The sequence below is a fragment of the Euzebyales bacterium genome (assembly GCA_035461305.1).
Lineage (GTDB): Bacteria > Actinomycetota > Nitriliruptoria > Euzebyales > JAHELV01 > JAHELV01.
In genome coordinates this window covers 13,727-31,236 of the sequence record DATHVN010000123.1, presented here as the reverse complement: position 1 = coordinate 31,236, position 17,510 = coordinate 13,727, and the positions used below count along the sequence as shown (strand labels likewise).

The 17,510-nt window shown below is 70.3% G+C and carries 15 protein-coding genes; 3 read left to right on the top strand and 12 right to left on the bottom strand.

From position 1 onward, the window contains the following. Both VK923_11435 and VK923_11430 read left to right on the top strand, forming a co-directional pair. Positions 1 to 615: ABC transporter ATP-binding protein (locus VK923_11435; GenBank protein ID HSJ45283.1), on the top strand; the 615-nt coding region annotated here is incomplete at its 5' end. Then, complete coding sequence (locus VK923_11430) at positions 587 to 1,609, top strand: dipeptide ABC transporter ATP-binding protein (protein ID HSJ45282.1); 1,023 nt, start codon at positions 587 to 589, stop codon at positions 1,607 to 1,609. The genes VK923_11435 and VK923_11430, both read left to right, overlap by 29 nt. Before the next feature lie 20 nt (positions 1,610 to 1,629). Here the strand turns inward: VK923_11430 and VK923_11425 are convergent, their stop codons facing one another. From VK923_11425 to uvrC, 11 genes are all read right to left on the bottom strand, one after another. Continuing rightward, positions 1,630 to 3,285, bottom strand: a complete 1,656-nt coding sequence (locus VK923_11425) for an ABC transporter substrate-binding protein (GenBank protein ID HSJ45281.1) — start codon at positions 3,283 to 3,285, stop codon at positions 1,630 to 1,632. Positions 3,286 to 3,297: 12 nt separating this feature from the next. Next, entirely contained in the window at positions 3,298 to 3,528 is a 231-nt protein-coding gene (secG, locus tag VK923_11420; GenBank protein ID HSJ45280.1) for a preprotein translocase subunit SecG, read from the bottom strand. A 133-nt stretch (positions 3,529 to 3,661) separates the two neighbouring features. After that, positions 3,662 to 5,089, bottom strand: a complete 1,428-nt coding sequence (locus tag VK923_11415; GenBank protein HSJ45279.1) for a M56 family metallopeptidase — start codon at positions 5,087 to 5,089, stop codon at positions 3,662 to 3,664. After that, positions 5,090 to 5,497 carry a BlaI/MecI/CopY family transcriptional regulator gene (locus VK923_11410; GenBank protein HSJ45278.1) on the bottom strand — a complete coding sequence of 136 codons (408 nt, stop codon included), beginning with the start codon at positions 5,495 to 5,497 and terminating at the stop codon, positions 5,090 to 5,092. It abuts the gene before it with no gap. 224 nt (positions 5,498 to 5,721) lie between these two features. Continuing rightward, positions 5,722 to 6,495 (bottom strand): triose-phosphate isomerase, encoded by a 774-nt coding sequence (gene tpiA / locus VK923_11405; GenBank protein HSJ45277.1) that lies wholly within the window; start codon positions 6,493 to 6,495, stop codon positions 5,722 to 5,724. A gap of 50 nt (positions 6,496 to 6,545) precedes the next feature. Continuing rightward, entirely contained in the window at positions 6,546 to 7,727 is a 1,182-nt protein-coding gene (locus VK923_11400) for a phosphoglycerate kinase (GenBank protein ID HSJ45276.1), read from the bottom strand. Between the two features lie 5 nt (positions 7,728 to 7,732). Next, the gene (gene gap / locus VK923_11395; protein ID HSJ45275.1) at positions 7,733 to 8,737 is read right to left on the bottom strand and encodes a type I glyceraldehyde-3-phosphate dehydrogenase; all 1,005 of its coding nucleotides are present in this window, start codon (positions 8,735 to 8,737) and stop codon (positions 7,733 to 7,735) included. A 129-nt stretch (positions 8,738 to 8,866) separates the two neighbouring features. Next, on the bottom strand, positions 8,867 to 9,796 hold the full coding sequence (gene whiA / locus VK923_11390) for a DNA-binding protein WhiA (GenBank protein HSJ45274.1): 930 nt from the start codon (positions 9,794 to 9,796) through the stop codon (positions 8,867 to 8,869). Continuing rightward, positions 9,793 to 10,797 carry a uridine diphosphate-N-acetylglucosamine-binding protein YvcK gene (gene yvcK, locus VK923_11385; protein HSJ45273.1) on the bottom strand — a complete coding sequence of 335 codons (1,005 nt, stop codon included), beginning with the start codon at positions 10,795 to 10,797 and terminating at the stop codon, positions 9,793 to 9,795. The genes whiA and yvcK overlap by 4 nt, the downstream gene beginning before the upstream one ends. Beyond that, a complete protein-coding gene (gene rapZ / locus VK923_11380; GenBank protein HSJ45272.1) occupies positions 10,781 to 11,650 on the bottom strand; it encodes an RNase adapter RapZ in 870 nt (289 codons plus the stop codon). The genes yvcK and rapZ overlap by 17 nt, the downstream gene beginning before the upstream one ends. 133 nt (positions 11,651 to 11,783) lie before the next feature. Continuing rightward, a complete protein-coding gene (gene uvrC, locus VK923_11375) occupies positions 11,784 to 13,688 on the bottom strand; it encodes an excinuclease ABC subunit UvrC (protein ID HSJ45271.1) in 1,905 nt (634 codons plus the stop codon). A 219-nt stretch (positions 13,689 to 13,907) separates the two neighbouring features. Here uvrC and VK923_11370 point away from each other — a divergent pair, with 219 nt between their 5' ends. Next, positions 13,908 to 14,525: a fasciclin domain-containing protein gene (locus tag VK923_11370; protein HSJ45270.1), complete on the top strand. Its 618-nt coding sequence runs from the start codon at positions 13,908 to 13,910 to the stop codon at positions 14,523 to 14,525. A 48-nt stretch (positions 14,526 to 14,573) separates the two neighbouring features. Here VK923_11370 and uvrA read toward each other — a convergent pair whose 3' ends face one another. Next, a complete protein-coding gene (gene uvrA, locus VK923_11365; GenBank protein HSJ45269.1) occupies positions 14,574 to 17,477 on the bottom strand; it encodes an excinuclease ABC subunit UvrA in 2,904 nt (967 codons plus the stop codon). Positions 17,478 to 17,510: the final 33 nt, after the last annotated feature.

Here is a 17,510-nt window from a genome sequence, read left to right as displayed (position 1 = left end):
CGGGCCCGCTGCGTCGAGCTGCTCGAGGCCGTCCGCATCCCGGACGCGGCCACGCGGCTGCGGCGATTCCCGCACGAGCTGTCGGGCGGAATGCGGCAGCGCGTGATGATCGCGGCCAGTCTGCTGCTGAATCCCCGGCTGCTGATCGCGGACGAGCCGACGACGGCGCTCGACGTCACCGTGCAGGCGCAGATCATGAACCTGCTGTCTGAGCTGCAGGACGAGACCGGCATGGGACTCATCCTGATCACCCACGACCTCGGTGTGGTCGCCGAGGTCTGCGACAACGTGAACGTCATGTACGCCGGCCGGGTCATGGAGCGGGCGCCGATCGGCAAGCTGTACGCCGAGCCCACGCACCCCTACACCCTGGGCCTCATGCACTCGATCCCGCGGGCGGACCGCAAGGGGCAGCCGCTCGACCCCATCCCAGGACAGCCACCGAACCTCGCGAACATCCCGTCCGGGTGCGAGTTCCATCCGCGCTGCGCGTTCGCGGAGGACATCTGCTCCAGGGAAGTGCCACCGCTGTTCGACGTCGATGCGCAGCGCCAGAGCGCCTGCCACTTCTGGGAGGAGGCCCTGCGTGCCGGACGCCAGCGAACCCGTCGCTGAGCCATTGCTGCGGGTGGAGAACCTGGTCAAATGGTTCCCGATCACACAGGGCATCGTGTTCCAACGTCACATCGGTGACGTCAAGGCCGTCGACGGCGTCAGCTTCGAGCTGTACCCCGGTGAGACCGTCGGGCTGGTCGGCGAGTCCGGTTGCGGCAAGTCGACCGTCGCCCGCACACTGCTGCGACTCGAGCGTTACACCGGCGGGGCCGCGTACTACAAGGGTCAGAACATCTTCGACCTCGGCGCCAGCGAGATGCGCAAGCTTCGCCGCAACATCCAGATCATCTTCCAGGACCCCTACGCCTCGCTGAACCCGCGCATGACCGTCGGCGACATCGTCATGGAGCCGTGGGAGATCCACACCGACGTCGTGCCCAAGAACGAGCGCCGCGAGAGGGCCAGGCAACTGCTGGATCGGGTCGGGCTGAACCCTGACTACCTCAACCGCTACCCGCACCAGTTCTCCGGCGGACAGCGCCAGCGCATCGGCGTCGCCCGCGCGCTTGCCCTCAACCCCGAGATCATCATCTGCGACGAGCCGGTCAGCGCGCTCGACGTCTCGGTGCAGGCACAGGTCATGAACCTGCTCGAGGAGCTGCAGGACGACTTCAACCTGTCCTACATCTTCGTCGCGCACGACCTGTCGGTCGTCCGCCACATCTCCGATCGCGTCGCGGTCATGTACCTGGGCAAGATCATCGAGATGGGCGACGAGCAGCAGATCTACGAGCAGGCCACCCACCCCTATACGCAGGCCCTGTTGTCGGCGGTCCCGCTGCCGGACCCGACCAAGCGCGACACGCGCGACCGGATCATCCTCGAGGGCGACCTGCCGAGCCCGTCGGATCCACCGAGCGGCTGCAACTTCCGCACCCGCTGCTGGAAGGCCGAGGACCGCTGCGCCGAGGAGGAACCGGAGCTGATCGACCGCTTCGACCACGGCCACCCCAGCGCGTGCTTCTTCGCCGAGCAGCGCGCGGCGATCCTGTAGCGCCGTCCACGGAGCGCCCGTCAGGCGTCGATCTCCGGATCCGCGACCAGCCGGGCGCGTTCCGGGGTAGCCGTCCCCCACGGCGTGACGGCGAGATCTCGCACGCGCTCGCTGATGACGGTCCGCTGACGGAAGCTGAACAGGGGCACGATCGCCTGGTCCCTGAGCGCCCGTTCCTCGGCCCGCGTCCACAGCTGCTGGCGCCGCCGCGCCGACCTGGCGCGGCGCGCGCGATCGAGCAGCCTGTCGACGCGTTCGTCGGCGTAGCCCCCGTAGTTCGCGCCGTCGCCTCGCTCCCGCGGCGCACCGGAGCGGACGACCGCCTCGAGCATCGCACCGGGAGACGGGTACTGCGCCTGCCAGCCGAACCGGTACAGGCCAAGCTCGCCGGCCTCGATGCCCGCCAGGTACGCCTCGAACGGCAGCGTCTCGACCGTGACGTCCACACCCACCTCGGCGAGGTCCGCGCGGATCCTGCGGGCCACCTGCTCGTGCCCGCCCTCGGCGTCGACGGTCAACGTCACCTCGGTCACGTCGGCCCGCCGGAACGCATCGGCTGCCAGGGACGGAAGGTGCAGGCAACTGTCACACACCTCCGGGGTGACGTGCTGCAGGGCGGGCGGCACGATCCACCGCGCCGGGTCGAGCTCGAGGTCGCGCTGAGCGTCCACGAGGGCCACCCGGTCGATCGCCCGGCTGAGCGCGCGTCGCACCTCGACATCGTCCCACGGCGGCGTGTCCATGTGGAACGCGAGGAAGTACAGGGTCGGGCTCGGGGCGTCGACGACGCCCGGTCCCCGCCCCTGGTCGGCCGGTCCGTACGTCCGCAGCGCCTGCCGGCGGGCACCGGCGGGCAGCGGCGCGACGTCGACCCTGCCCTGCTGGAACGCGACGTAGGCCGCATCGGTGTCGATGATCCGGAACACGATCTCCCCGACCCTGGCCGACGACCGCTCCTTCGGTCCGTTGCGCCAGCCCCGGTCGCGCTCGACGCGGATGAACTGCCCTCCGCTCCACCGCTCCGTGATGCGGTACGGACCGTTGCCGACCGGCTGGTCTGCGAAGCGCCGCGCAGACGTCGCACGGGGAGGCAGCGGCGCCAGCGTGGGATGAGCGACCAGCGCCGGCAGGTCCATCATCGGATGGCGCAGCCGGACCTCGAGCGTGACGCCGTCGACGGCGCGCACACCGGCGAGCCGATCCGCGCGCCCCTCGCGCACGGCGCCGTACCCCACCACGTCCTGCAGGTGCGATCCGGTCAGGCCGAGCTCCACCGTGTGCGCCCACGACACGGCGAAGTCTCGCGCGCGCACGGCGGTCCCGTCGTGATAGCGGGCGTCACTGCGCAGGGTGAACCGCCACCGGCGACCACCAGCGCTGCTGCGCCAGCGCACGGCCGCGGCCGCGTGGACCTCACCAGCGGTGTCGACGCGTGTCAACGAGTCGAACAGCGTGTCGACCACCAGCAGTCCCGCGTCATCGGTCGTCTCCCCCGGCACGATCGCGGCAGGACGTCTGATCGCCCAGCGCAGCGTTCCGCCGCGTGCGGGCGCGACGCTGGACGAGGCACGTGGCACGACCGTGCCGGCGGTCGCCCCCGGAGCAGCGACCTCGGCAGCGTCACAGGCGGCCAGCAGCAGGGCCACGACGGCCCAGCCCACCAGCCACCGGTGCACGGGCGCTCTTGATCAGGTCAGGCGCAGCCCCAGGAGGATCGTCGTCATCACGAACACGACCGCGGTGATGACCGTGAGCCGATCCAGGTTGCGCTCGACGACCGTCGAACCGCTCATGGTGCTCATGGAGCCTCCGCCGAACATGTCGGACAGCCCGCCGCCACGACCGGACTTGAGCAGGATGAACAGCACGAGCAGGAGCGACACGATGACGTGCACCCCGACGATGATGCCGGTCAGCATCGATCAGACCTTTCCGAACGCATAGTGCGGGTCAGTCTAGATGCCCACCGGCCGGCTCGCTGACGCTCGCCCGCACCCGCTCGATCCCCACCCGCCGGCTCGCTGACGCTCGCCCGCACCCGTTGGTGGGGGGTCAGAGCTCCGTGGGGTTGCGGCGGACGGTGAAGAACCCCACCTCGCGCTGGCCACCGCGGAACGTGATCAGCTCGCGGTTGACGCGCAGGCGGGCCTGCTCGTGGAGGCGCTGCAGCTCCCAGGCGTCCCGTCCGTCGCTGGACCACACGAGGTGCGAGGGGGTCGTGCCTGTGGCTGCGGGCACGCCGGCACGCAGCTGGGCGGCGGACTCGACGCACGGACAGAGCTGGTCGGCCGTCGCGGGCGAGGGTCCGGGTGCGGTACGCGGCCCGGTGTCGGTCGGTGCGGTGGCCCGGAAGGTGGCGAAGGCCGGAGACTCGATGCCGGTCGTCGGCGGCGCCGAGAAGAACTGCAGCAGCACGCCGTCGTTCTGCAGCACGTTGGTGACCCAGGCGGGCAGCAGCAGGCCGATGGTGACTGCCAGCGTCAGCACCGTCAGCGGCAGCCCGACATCCCGGCGGGTGGGCCGGTAGGTCAGCGCGTGCAGGGGTGAGATCAGTCGCTGCACACGCACCACGACGTGTGGTTGTTGCGTACGCGGCGCCCGACGCAGCCCGAACGCAGGCCAGCGCAGTGCCACGGGCGTCACCGCAGCGCACGCGTTGGCCACGTGGTGGTGACCGGTCTGGGCCTCCCAGACCTTCAGGATCGTCGACGCGAGCGCGCCCGGCCGCCGGGTGCAGCGTGCAGCGAGGTCGTCGGCGGACTCCTCCTGCTCCCGACACAGCCAGTAGGTCGCAAGGTGGATGCCGGGCAGGAAGAACGTCAGGTCCCGGCAGATCCCCGTGACCATGGTCAGCAGCGGGTCACGGCGACGGATGTGGGCCATCTCGTGTGCCAGGAGCGCGTCGAGCTCGGCAGCGTCGAGGTCTGCGGCCAGACCCGGATCGAGCGCGATCCACGGCCGCCTGACACCGGTCGTGAACGCGCCGCCGGGACAGTCCGCGCGCAGCCGCACCTCGGGTGGGGTGATGCGGGCCTGCACCGCGATGTACAACGCCCGCTGCCTGATGTCGGCCGCCGCGAGCGGGCTCTCGCGCCGCATCAGGTGTGCCCGGACGGCACCGGCGACCCGCCGGGTCGTCAGGACCCCGACGACCGCGAGATAGCTCGCGACGAGAAGGTCGACGCTTCCGCCCACGTTCTGCACGTCGCCGAGCACGTCCATCAGGACCCCGGCGCCGACGATCCGATCGGTTTCGATCCACACGTTGGGCAGGAAGCCGCGGTTGGCGGACGCGATTGCGAGGACACCTGCGACCACGAACGGAACCACGAGCAGCAGGCGCCGGCCGATCAGGCTGCGGACGATGTCACGGCGCAGGAGCAGCTCCACCAGAAGCACGCCAACGAGCGACCCGAGCAGCGCCCGCGCCACGAATGACTCGAACAGGAAGAGGAAGAACCCTCCTGCCCCGTCAGGCACTCAGTCCTCCTGCATGCGCAACTGATCGATCCTTTCGCGCAGCTCATCAGTCGAGGCGTCCCCGCCCTCGTCCTCGACGACCTGCATGAAGTAGCTCATCGCGGGCTCCGGGAACCGGTCGACCAGCCAGTCCACGACCGAGGTGACCGTCGAACGGGCGTACTCGTCGCGTGTAATGGTGGCGTGGTACCGGTGAGCCAGGCCGGACGTGTCACGGGTGAGCAGTCCCTTGGACGCAAGGCGGGCCATCGTCGTCATGACGGTGGTGTAGGCCAGGTCACGGCGCGACGACAGCGCCTCGTGGACGTCGCGGACCGTCGTGTCGCCGAGCTGCCACACGGTCTCCATGACGTCGGTCTCGAGCGGTCCGAGCAGTCCCTGCGGTTGGGAGCGGCGCTTCGCCATCATCTACCCCATGTCTCTCGTCCGGCGGAGCCGGTGGGCCTCGTGCCGTTCGGACCCGCGCTCCGTCGGACTCGCGTCCGGCGTCGTCGCAGGCCGATCATGTGCGCGTGGGACAGGCTCCGCGAATGGCCCACGGCATCGTACCTGGATCGGCGCGGCACTGCGCGTCACCGGGCCCGGCCAGTGTCGACGATCCTACGACCGATGTCGAGACCCTCGTTCGACCGCTACAGACGGTGGTACCGGCAGATCGCTGCGAAGTCGTCGGCCTGGAGGCTCGCCCCACCAACGAGCGCACCGTCGATCTCGGGCTGTGCCATGAGGTCGGCGACGTTGCCGGGTTTGACGCTGCCGCCGTACTGCACGCGGATGGTCGCGCCGGCATCGTCGCCCAGGACGTCGGCGACCTGCGACCGTGTGAACCCGCACATCTCGTCGGCGTCCGACGGCGTCGCCGTCTTGCCCGTCCCGATGGCCCAGACCGGCTCGTAGGCGATCACGACATCGTCGGCACGGTCGCCGTCGACGCCCGCCAGCCCGCGCTTGACGTGACGCGCCACCACCTCCTCGGCCTGTCCCTGCTCACGCTCCTCGTCGGTCTCCCCGACGCACAGGATGGGGCGCATGCCGTGGGCAAGGACGGCGCGGACCTTCCGGTTCACCGCATCGTCGTCGTCGCCGAAGATGTGGCGACGCTCCGAGTGCCCGCAGATGACGTACCGGACGGCGAGCTTCGCCAGCATCACCGGGCTGATGGCGCCGGTGAACGGGCCTGACTCCTCGTGGTAGCAGTCCTGGGCGCCCAGGCTGATCGCGAGGCGGTCGCCCTCGATCAGCGTCTGGATGCTGCGCAGTGCGGTGAACGGCGGGATGACGACGATCTCGGAGCGGTCGTAGTCCTGCTCGTCGAGGTGGTAGGAGATCTGCTGGACCAGTTGGATGGCCTCGAGGTGGTCCTTGTGCATCTTCCAGTTGCCGGCGAGCAGCGGCATCCGCGCCATGACGTCCTCCTGTGCGTCGTGGTGGTGGTGGTGGCGGTGATCGTGTCGGGTCAGACGCGGCGCAGGGCCGCGATGCCGGGCAGGTCCACGCCCTCGAGGAACTCCAGCGACGCACCTCCGCCGGTCGAGATGTGACTGACGTGGTCGGCGTGGCCCATCGAGCGGACGGCGGCCGCGCTGTCGCCGCCGCCGATGACGGTGAACCCGTCGCACGCCGCGACCGCGTCGGCGATGCCCCTCGTGCCGGCGGCGAACGCCTCCCATTCAAACACGCCCATCGGACCGTTCCAGACCACCGTCCGTGCGGTGGCGATCACCCCCGCGAACGCCTCGACGGTGCGCGGACCGATGTCCAGGCCCATCCATCCGTCCGGGATGTCGTCGGCCTCGACCGTGCGGTGCTCCGCGTCGGCCTCGAAGGCCGCGGCCGCGACGATGTCGACCGGCAGGTGCAGCCGGTCACCTGCCTGCTCGACAAGGCCGGCGACCGTGTCGAGCTGTTCCTCCTCGACGCGGCTGGCGCCGACATCGGCACCGCTGGCCTTCAGGAACGTGAAGCACATCGCCCCGCCGATCAGCAGGTGGTCAACGCGTTCGAGCAGATTGTCGATGACCCCCAGCTTGTCGGAGACCTTCACACCACCCAGGATCGCCACGAACGGCGCCTCGGGCTCGTGGAGCAGCCGCGACAGGATCTCGACCTCGGTCTGGAGCAGGTGGCCGGCGACGGCCGGCTGCAGGATCAACGGCACGCCCACGACACTGGCGTGGGCGCGGTGAACCGCGCCGAACGCATCGTCGACGTAGGCATCACCGAGCTCGGCGAGCGCGGCGGCGAACCCGGGGTCGTTGGCGGTCTCCCCGGGATCGAACCGCAGGTTCTCCAGCACGCCGACGTCGCCGTCTGCGAGCCCGGCGACGACGCGGTGCGCGTCGTCGCCCGTGATGTCCGACGCGGCGGTCACCGGGGCACCGAGCAGCTCACCGAGCCGCGCCGCGACGGGCGCCAGTCGCAGGTCCTCGCGGACCTCGCCCTTCGGACGCCCCAGATGGCTCATCAACACGACGCGGGCACCGGCGTCGCGCAGCGTGTGGATCGTCGGCAGCGACGCCTCGAGCCGCAGGTCGTCGGTGACGCGGCCGTTCTCGAGTGGCACGTTGAGATCGGCTCGCACCAGCACGCGCCGACCCGCCGCGTCGAGCCCGTCGAGGGTCGGGAGCGGATCCGCCATGTCGTCTACAGGCGCTCGCCGACGAACGCAACGAGGTCGACGAGCCGGCACGAGTAGCCCCACTCGTTGTCGTACCAGCCGAGCACCTTGATGGTCGAGCCGGTCGTCATGGTCGCGAGGCTGTCGAGGATGCAGCTGTGCGGGTTGCCGATGATGTCGACCGACACGATGGGGTCGTCGGACACCTCGAGGACGCCTGCCAGTGGTCCGTCGGCGGCAGCGCGGTAGGCGTCGTTGACCTCGTCGATGCTGGCCTGCTGCTCGAGGTTGACCACGAGGTCCGTCACCGAGCCGTCGATGACCGGCACACGCAGCGCCATGCCGTCGAGCTTGCCCTCGAGTTGGGGCAGCACCAGGGAGGCAGCCCTGGCTGCACCGGTGGTCGTGGGCACGATCGACGTGGCGGCCGCGCGGGCGCGCCGCAGGTCCTTGTGTGGCGCGTCATGCGTGCCCTGGTCGTTCGTGTAGGCGTGGACCGTGGTCATCAGGCCGTTGGCGATGCCGAACGTGTCGTCGAGGACCTTGGCCAGGGGAACGACGCTTCCGGTGGTGCAGCTGGCCATGGAGATCACATCGTGTGTCGCCGGGTCGTAGGTGTCCTCGTTCGCACCGAGGACGATCGTGGCGTCCTGGCCCTTCGCAGGTGCCGAGATGATGACCTTGCGGGCGCCCGCCGTCAGGTGCGCGGCAGCCTTGTCGCGCTGCGTGAACAGGCCGGTGGACTCGACGACGATCTCGGCGCCGAGGTCCTTCCACGGCAGGTTGGCTGGATCGCGCTCGCTGGTGATGACGATCTCGTCGCCGTCGACGACGATGCCGTCGTCGCCGACCTCCACGGTTCCGGGGAACCTGCTGTGGACGCTGTCGTACCGCAGCAGGTGCGCCAGCGTGGCGTTGTCTGTGATGTCGTTGATGCCGACGATGTCCACGTCGGTGCCCTCCGCCTTCGCTGAGCGCAGGAAGTTGCGGCCGATCCGACCGAAGCCGTTGATTCCTACCCGTACCGTCATAGGTGCCTCTCGTGTCGCAGGATCACAGGACTCGCGCTGTCGTGGTGTCCGGCGTCGCCGGGCACGTGGTAGCTCCGCTCGCCGAGCGTTCCGTAGACGGTGGTAGCCGTCAAGGCCCTCGGTGAAACGTCATTCGTCGTCGTCCTGCGGTGCTTCCACGTCGACCGCCGTCGCGAGCCGCCTGAAGCGCCGCGACACGGTCGCCCTGCTGACCTCGAGCAGCTGCGCCAGCTGGCCCAGGCTCGCCGTCGGGTTCGCCAGCCGGGCGAGCGCCGTGGTGCGCACGTCGTCGTCCAGCTCATCGATGTCCAGCCGAGCGAGCGCGTCCTGGACGAGCGCCACCTGCGCCGTCGCGGCGCGCACGCTGCGGCGGGCGTTCGCGCGGTCGGCGTTCGCACCGCGCGTTGCTGCGCCCCGGACCGCGTGGCGCATACGCTCCTCCTCCCAGTGCAGGTACGCCGCGGTCGCACCCGTGCCGGCGAGCAGCCTGCCGATGGCGCCGCGAGACTTGCAGACCACCCGCCACCGCTCGCGGACGTGTGGCGCCGCCGACGCGTGGACGCCGAGCCGCTCGAGGAGCATCGCCAGCTCGTCGGCCAAGCGCCGTGTCGGCGCCTCGATCTCGCAGTGCGGGTGGTGCGGCCGGGCGAGCCGCAGGCCCGCGAGCGCGACGCCTCGCACGTACGCCCACCGCACCGGCTCGTCATCGAGCCACGTGGGCAGGCCCGCCCCGTCGGGGGTCGAACCGACGTCCAGGGCGAGCGGTGCCAGCAGCCGACGTGGGAGCTCGACCTCGACGAGCAGCATCGGCCGCGGCGCCTCGACCCGGCGCGCACGCAGCTGGCAGCGCTCCTCGAACAGGTCCGCCACCAGGCGGTCGGCGCGCCGCCCTGCGGTCGACGACACTGTGGACACCCAGGTCCACGGTTGGCCGGCGCCACCGTGGCGGTGCAGGACGCCACTGAAGCGGAGCAGTCCCGACAGCTCGGCACGGCCGACGTCAGCGTGCGGCAGCGGCAGCGCCGCCAGCTCGGCACGAACACCGGCCGTGAGGGTCACGACGGTGTGGTCACCGGTCCCGGGCTCGTTGCCAGCGCCCGGTCCAGCGCAGGCGCGAGGCGGGCGGGGTCGTGCGCCGCCGCCCCGACGCGGCCGCGGTCGTCGCGGGGCAGCAGGTCGGCAGTCACGACGTCCGCCACGCCGTCGAGGTCGGTGATCGGGAGCAGCGGCCCGCCGGGGCCTTCCGGGCGCGGGCCGTCGTGCATGACCACCACGTCGATGCAGCGACCTCCCAGCGCCACGTGGAGCTGCTCGATGTGGTCGTCCAGCGACATGTGGGCGCTCTCCCCCGGCGGCGCGTGGACGTTCGCGACGTGCACGAGCCGCGCGTCCGTGAGGTACACCGCCCTCCGCAGGTCTGGCACCAGGAGGTTGACGATCACACTCGTGTACAGGCTGCCCGGGCCCAGCACGACCGCGTCAGCGGCCTCGACGGCGGCCACGGCGTCGGCGCACGCCGGCGGGTCGTGCGGTTCGAGCCAGATGGATTCGAGGTGGCCCCGGGTCCTGGTGATCGTCGCCTGCCCGTTCACCCGCGTGCCCGCGACGCGGGCGGCGATGTGGACCGGCTCGAGCGTCGATGGCAGCACCGAACCGGCGCAGTCCAGCAACGTCTCGGCACGGCGCAGGGCCGCGACGACGTCGCCGTGCGTGCCCTCGGTCAGCGCCACCAGGAGCAGGTTTCCCAGCGCGTGGCCCTCGAGGTGCCCGCGCTCGAAGCGGTGCGCCAGCACCTCGGCCAGCGGCTCCGCCCGCGCGAGCGCCAGCAGTGCCATGCGGAGGTCACCGAGCGCGATGATGCCCAGGTCGCGGCGCAGCCGGCCGCTCGACCCGCCGTCGTCCGCGACCGTGACGACCGCGGTCGGCTCGACGCCCAGCCGGCGGCAGGCCAGCAGCACCCGCGACAGGCCGTGCCCACCGCCGATGGCGACGATCCGGCGTGCCGTCGCGCCCATCAGCCGCCCCCTACGCCCCGCGGCGGCGTCACAGCTCGCAGTCACGGTGATCGACCTGCACCACGACATCGAACCGGCGGAGGAACTCGGCGGTCCGCTCGGCCAGCGCGACCGATCTGTGCCGTCCACCGGTGCAGCCGATCGCGATCGTGAGGTACCGCTTGCCGTCATCGATGAACCCCGGGACCATCACGTCAAGCAGGTCGAACAGCCGCGTGACGAACTCCTTGGTGAGCGGCTGGTCGAACACGTAGTCGGCCACGGGCGCATCGCGACCCGTCAGCGGACGCAGCTCGTCGATCCAGTGGGGGTTCGGCAGAAAGCGCACGTCGAGCACCAGATCGGCGTCCCGGGGGGTGCCGTGCTTGAAGCCGAAGCTGAGCACGTTGACGACCATCGCGCGGCTGTGCTCGCCGAAGGCGTCGCTGACCCGCGTGCGCAACTCGTGGACGTTTGTCGCGCTCGTGTCGATGATCAGGTCGGCCTCGGCGCGCAGATCGGTCAGCAGCGCGCGCTCGCTGTGGATACCGTCGACGATCCGGCCGCTCGGAGCCAGCGGGTGGCGGCGGCGCGCCGCCTCGTAGCGCTTGACCAGGGTCTCGTCGTCGGCCTCGAGGAACAGCAGGCGCAGGGGCACGCCCTGGGCCCGCAGCGTCGCGATGTGGGGTTGCACGTCGCCCCACAGCGGACGTCCGCGCACGTCGACCACGAGGGCGACACGCTCGATCGCCGAGCCGGCCGCGACCAGCTCCATCACCCTCGCGAGCAGTTCCGGCGGCATGTTGTCGATGACGAAGTAGCCGAGGTCCTCGAGCACGTTGGACGCCGTGGAGCGACCCGCACCCGACATGCCGGTGATCACGACGACCTCCGGCTGCGTCGCGTCGACGCCGGTCATGATGTGCGCCCGGTCATGCGGAGGCCGGACGGGGGCCGCCGTCCCGCGCCGAGGCAGCGGCGGCTGCGTCCACAGCGGTGGGTCGGGCGACGATGGCGGTCCACGCCGTCGATGGGTCCACTGCTGCGAGCACTCATCGGCTGGTCCTCTGGGCTGGGCTGTCGGGATGGAAGTGCGCGTGGATCGAGTGCGCCAGGGTGCTGGAGATGCCCGGCACCTGCTCGAGCTCCTCGATGTCGGCGTCGCGCACGCCCTGCAGCGACCCGAACGCATCGAGCAGGCTACGACGCCTGGCCGGCCCGATGCCATCGATCTCGTCGAAGGCCGACTCGGTCATCCGCCTGCCGCGCAGCGTCCGGTGGTACGTGACGGCGAACCGGTGCGCCTCGTCGCGGATGCGTTGAAGCAGGTAGAGGGCCTCACTGGCGCGCGGCAGCAGCACGGGTTCGGAGCGGTCCGGCAGGAACACCTCCTCGAGCCGCTTCGCGAGGCCGCAGATGTCGACGCCCGAGATGCCCAGCTCGTCGAGCGACGCGCGCGCGGCGTTGAGCTGCCCCTTGCCCCCGTCGATGATCACCAGGTTCGGCGGGTATGCGAACTTGCGGTCGGAGGCCGGTGACGCCTGCTCGTCCAGGTAGCGTCTGAAGCGGCGGGTGATGACTTCGCGCATCATCGCGAAGTCGTCCTGCCCGGTGACGCCCTTGATCTGGAAGCGCCTGTACTCGGACTTGCGCGGCAGCCCGTCCTCCATGACGACCATCGACGCGACCGAGTTGGTTCCCTGCAGCGTCGAGATGTCGTAGCACTCGATCCGCAGCGGCGCGTCCTCGAGCCCCAGTGCCTGCTGCAGCTCGTTGAGCGCCTGGCTGCGCGCGTTGAAGTCCTTGGCCCGCTTCAGGCGGTGCTGGTGGAAGGCCTCCTGAGCGTTGTCGCGGACCGTTTCGAGGAACGAGCGCTTGGCGCCCCGCTGCGGCACCGTGATGCGTACGGCCCCCCTGCCGTCCTGCGCTTCCGCGCGCAGCTCCGTGCACAGCTGCTCCAGCGTCTCCTGGTCGGCCGGTGCGAACGGCACGAGCAGCTGGCGTGGCATCTCCTCGGCCCGCTCCATCGCCAGCTCGAGCAGGAACCGGCTCAGCAGCTCTTCCGACGACAGGTCCTCGACCTTGTCGACCGTCCACCCCTTGCGTCCGACGACACGGCCGCGTCGCACCGAGAAGACCTGGAAGACGGCCTCGTACTCGTCCTCGAAGAGGTTGATCGCGTCGAAGCTGTCGCGCGCGTTGGTCACCATGGTCTGCTTGGCCAGTGCCCGCTGCGCAGCGTCCAGCTGGTCGCGCAGCCGCGCCGCGGCCTCGAAGTTCAGCCGCTCGGCCTCGCCGTGCATCTGCTCGGTCAGCTCGGTGAGCACGTCGTCGGTGTCACCCTCGAGGAAGGCGATCATGTCCTCGACGAGCGTGCGGTGCGCGTCGAGGCTGATCCTGCCGACGCACGGTGCGGTGCAGCGCCCGATGTGGAACAGCAGGCATGGGCGGCCGGTCCGCTCGCAGCGGTCGAAGACCCCTTGGGAACACGTCCGCACGGGGAACACGCGCAGCAGCAGGTCAAGCGTCTCGCGGATCGCATAGGCGTGGGCGTACGGCCCGAAGTAGCGGGTGCCGTCGCGGCGCGGGTTGCGTCGCACCATCGCCCGTGGCACCTCGTCCTGTACCGTGATCGCCAGGTAGGGATAGCTCTTGTCGTCGGTGTAGCGGACGTTGTAACGCGGTCGATGCCGCTTGATCAGGTTGTACTCGAGGTGCAGCGCCTCCACCTCGTTGGCACAGACGATCCACTCGACGCTGCGGGCGGTCTCGAGCATGCCGCGGGTGCGCTGGTGGATGGTCGACCACGCACCGAAGTAGTTGGACAGGCGAGCGCGCAGCTGCTTGGCTTTGCCGACGTAGATGACGCGCCCGTGGCGGTCACGCCACAGGTAGCATCCCGGATCGGCCGGGATCGTGGCGGGGTCGGGCCGGAAGGCCCTAGCGGGGTTCTGCACGTTGCCAATGCTAGATGTCGTCCGGTGGAGCCGGTCGGCCCAACGCTGCGGACCGCGGATCCCCTGGGCCATGGCCCGAACGCCGGCGAGTCGACCGGGCGTTGTGATACCGGACTGTGCGACGATGTGGGGGCCGGTCCGGCGATCGGCCGATGTCAACGTGTGCCAACCTGCGATATGGGTAGTTGGCCAGCAACACTCACCAAGGAGCCTGACACCATGAAGCGATCTCTCCTACTGCTGGGTCTGCTCGCGGCGGCGCTGCTGCTGCTCGCCGCCTGCTCGTCCGCCGAGGAGACCGGCGGTACGGCGACCGAGGGCGGTGGCGCGGCGGACGCCAGCGAGCCCACTGACGACACAATCGTGTCGGAGCCGGCGCTCGACGAGACCAGCGAGCCGGCGGCGGACGCCGAGGGGGAGACGTCTGGCCAGAGCCTCGCCGACGTCGCAGCCGACAACCCTCAGCTGACGCAGCTGGTCCAGGCGTTGGAGGCCGCGGGCCTGACCAGCGCGCTCCAGGACGCGGGCCCGTTGACGGTCTTCGCGCCGAACAATGACGCGTTCGCGAGCCTCGATCGGAGCGATCTGACGGAGCTGCTGGCCAACCCGCAGCAGCTCGGTGACATCCTCCGGTACCACGTGGTCGAGGGTGCCGTCACCTCCAGCGACATGGAGGACGGCCAGACGCTGACCACCCTGGAGGGCAGCGACCTGACCGTGAGCGTCGACGGTTCGACGATCTCGGTCGACGGAGCCGAGGTGGTGGAGCCCGACATCGAGGCGGGCAACGGGGTGATCCACATCATCAACGGGGTCATCCGACCTCCGTCGTCCTGACCCCGCAGACAGCGAAGCGCCGGCGCACCGCTCCGGTGCTTCGTCTGGTCAGCCGAGCAACGAGCGGAGGAACTTGCCCGTGTAGCTGGCACCGACGCGAGCGACGTCCTCGGGCGGACCTTCGGCGACCACCCTGCCGCCGCCGCTGCCACCTTCCGGACCGAGGTCGATGATCCAGTCCGCGGTCTTGACCACGTCGAGGTCATGCTCGATGACGATGACCGTGTTGCCCTTGTCGACCAGGCGGTGGAGCACCGACAGCAACCGGCGGACGTCCTCGAAGTGGAGCCCGGTCGTCGGCTCGTCGAGGATGTAGACGGTCTGGCCCGTCGCCCGCTTGCGCAGCTCGGCGGCGAGCTTGACGCGCTGCGCCTCCCCACCGCTCAGCGTCGTGGCCGGCTGTCCCAGACGGACGTAGCCGAGGCCGACGTCGACGAGCGTCTGCAGGTGGTGCGCGATCGTCGGCAGCGACTGGAAGAACCCCAGCGCCTCCTCGGCGGACATGTCGAGGACCTCGCCGATGTTGCGGCCCCGGTACCGCACCTCGAGCGTCTCGCGGCTGTACCGGCGCCCGCCGCAGACCTCGCACGGCACGTAGACGTCCGGCAGGAACTGCATGTCGATCTTGATCGTGCCGTCCCCCGCGCAGGCCTCGCACCGGCCGCCCTTGACGTTGAAGCTGAAGCGCCCCGGCTGGTAGCCGCGGACCTTCGCCTCGGTCGTCGCCGCGAACAGCTTTCGGATGTGGTCGAACATCTTCGTGTACGTCGCCGGGTTCGACCGTGGCGTGCGTCCGATGGGCGTCTGGTCGATGCCGACGACCTTGTCGACGTGCTCCAGCCCGTCGATCCGGCGATGCCGCCCGGGGACGGCGCGCGCGTCGTACACGTGGCGCATCAACTGCGTCTTGAGGATGTCGTTGACCAGCGTGGACTTACCGGATCCCGACACGCCGGTGACCGCGACGAACAGGCCCAGGGGGAACCGCGCGTCGATGCCGTCCAGGTTGTGCTCGGTGGCACCCCGCACGACCAGCGACCTGCCCCGCGAGGGCGTGCGGCGCGTCTTGGGCACGGGGATGCTGCGCCGTCCGGCCAGGTAGTCGCCGGTGATCGACCGCTCGTTGTCGCACAGCCCCGCCAGCGAGCCCGAGTGGACGATGTGCCCGCCGTGCTCCCCTGCACCCGGACCGATGTCGACGAGGTGGTCGGCCGCGTCAATGGTCGCGCGGTCGTGCTCGACGACGATGACGGTGTTGCCGAGGTCGCGCAGGCGCAGCAGCGTCTCGATCAGGCGCTCGTTGTCCCGCTGGTGCAGGCCGATCGACGGCTCGTCGAGCACGTACAGGCACCCGACGAGCCCCGAGCCGATCTGGGTGGCCAGGCGGATGCGCTGCGCCTCACCGCCGGCCAAGGTCGCGGCGGCGCGATCCAGCGTCAGGTAGTCCAGGCCCACGTCCAGCAGGAACCTCAACCGGACGCGCACCTCCTTGAGCACCCGCTCGGCGATGATGCGCTCCCGTGGCGTCAGGTCGAGCGTGTCGAAGAAGCGGCTGGCGTCCTCGACCGACATCGCGCACGCCTCGGCGATGTTGCGCCCTCCGACGGTGACCGACAACACGAGCGGGCGTAGCCGCGCACCGTTACAGGCGCTGCACGGCACCTCACGCATGTACTCCTCGATGCGCTGGCGCACCACGTCGGAGTCGCTCTCGCTGTGCCGCCGCAGCAGCTGGGGCACGATGCCCTCGTAGGTCGCCCGGTACCGACGCTTGCGACCGAAGCGGTTCGTGTACGACACGGTGACCTTCAGCCCGCCGTCCTCGCCGTACAGCAGCACCCGCCGGTCGGCGGCTTTCAGCCGGTGCCACGGCGTGGTCGGGTCGATGCCCTGGTGGTCGGCGACCGCCCGTAGCAGCTGCTCGTAGTAGCTCGACTGGCTGCCCGTGGTCCACGGGCGGATCGCGCCGTCGACCAGCGGGCGCTGTGGGTCGACGACCAGCTCGGGATCGACCTCGAGGCGGGTCCCCAGCCCGTGGCAGGTCTCGCAGGCGCCGTAGGGCGTGTTGAAGGAGAAGTCGCGTGGCGCCAGTCGGTCGAAGCTTATGCCACACGACAGGCACGCCAGGTGCTCGGAGAACACCGTCGTCTCGGGCTCGGCGTCGTCGTCGGCCCGCGGCGCCGTCTCGATCGCTGCGATGCCGTCGGCGAGGCGCAATGCCGTCTCGACCGAGTCCGCGAGCCGCCGGCGGATGCCGCCCTTGGACACCAGGCGGTCGACGATGACCTCGATGGTGTGCTGCTCATAGCGCGCCAGCTGCGGCGGTGCCGCCAGGTCCACGACCTCACTGTCGACGCGAGCGCGCGCGAAGCCCTGCGCCGACAGGTCGGCGAGCAGCTTCTCGTACTCTCCCTTGCGACCGCGCACGACGGGCGCCAGCACCTGGAACCGGGTGCCCTCGTCGAGCAGCTCGATCTGATCGATGATCTGCTCCGCCGACTGTGACTCGATCGGTGCACCGCAGTTGGGGCAGTGCGGGCGACCGATCCTCGCATACAGCAGGCGCAGGTAGTCGTAGACCTCGGTGATCGTCCCGACCGTCGACCGCGGGTTGCGGCTCGTCGACTTCTGATCGATCGAGATCGCCGGCGACAGCCCCTCGATGAAGTCGACGTCGGGCTTGTCCATCTGGCCGAGGAACTGCCGGGCGTACGCCGACAGCGATTCGACGTAGCGGCGTTGCCCCTCGGCGTAGATCGTGTCGAAGGCCAGGCTCGACTTGCCCGAGCCCGACAGGCCGGTGAACACGACGAGTGCGCCCCGTGGCAGCTCGACGTCGACGTCGGCGAGGTTGTGCTCACGGGCACCGCGGACCGTCAACACGTCCCGCTCGCCGCGGGCATGACGGTCCGTGGGTCCGTCGCCCAGCTGCCCGCCGGCCGTCGATGGCATGAGATGGACTCCAGGGTCGTGTGGTGGAACGGG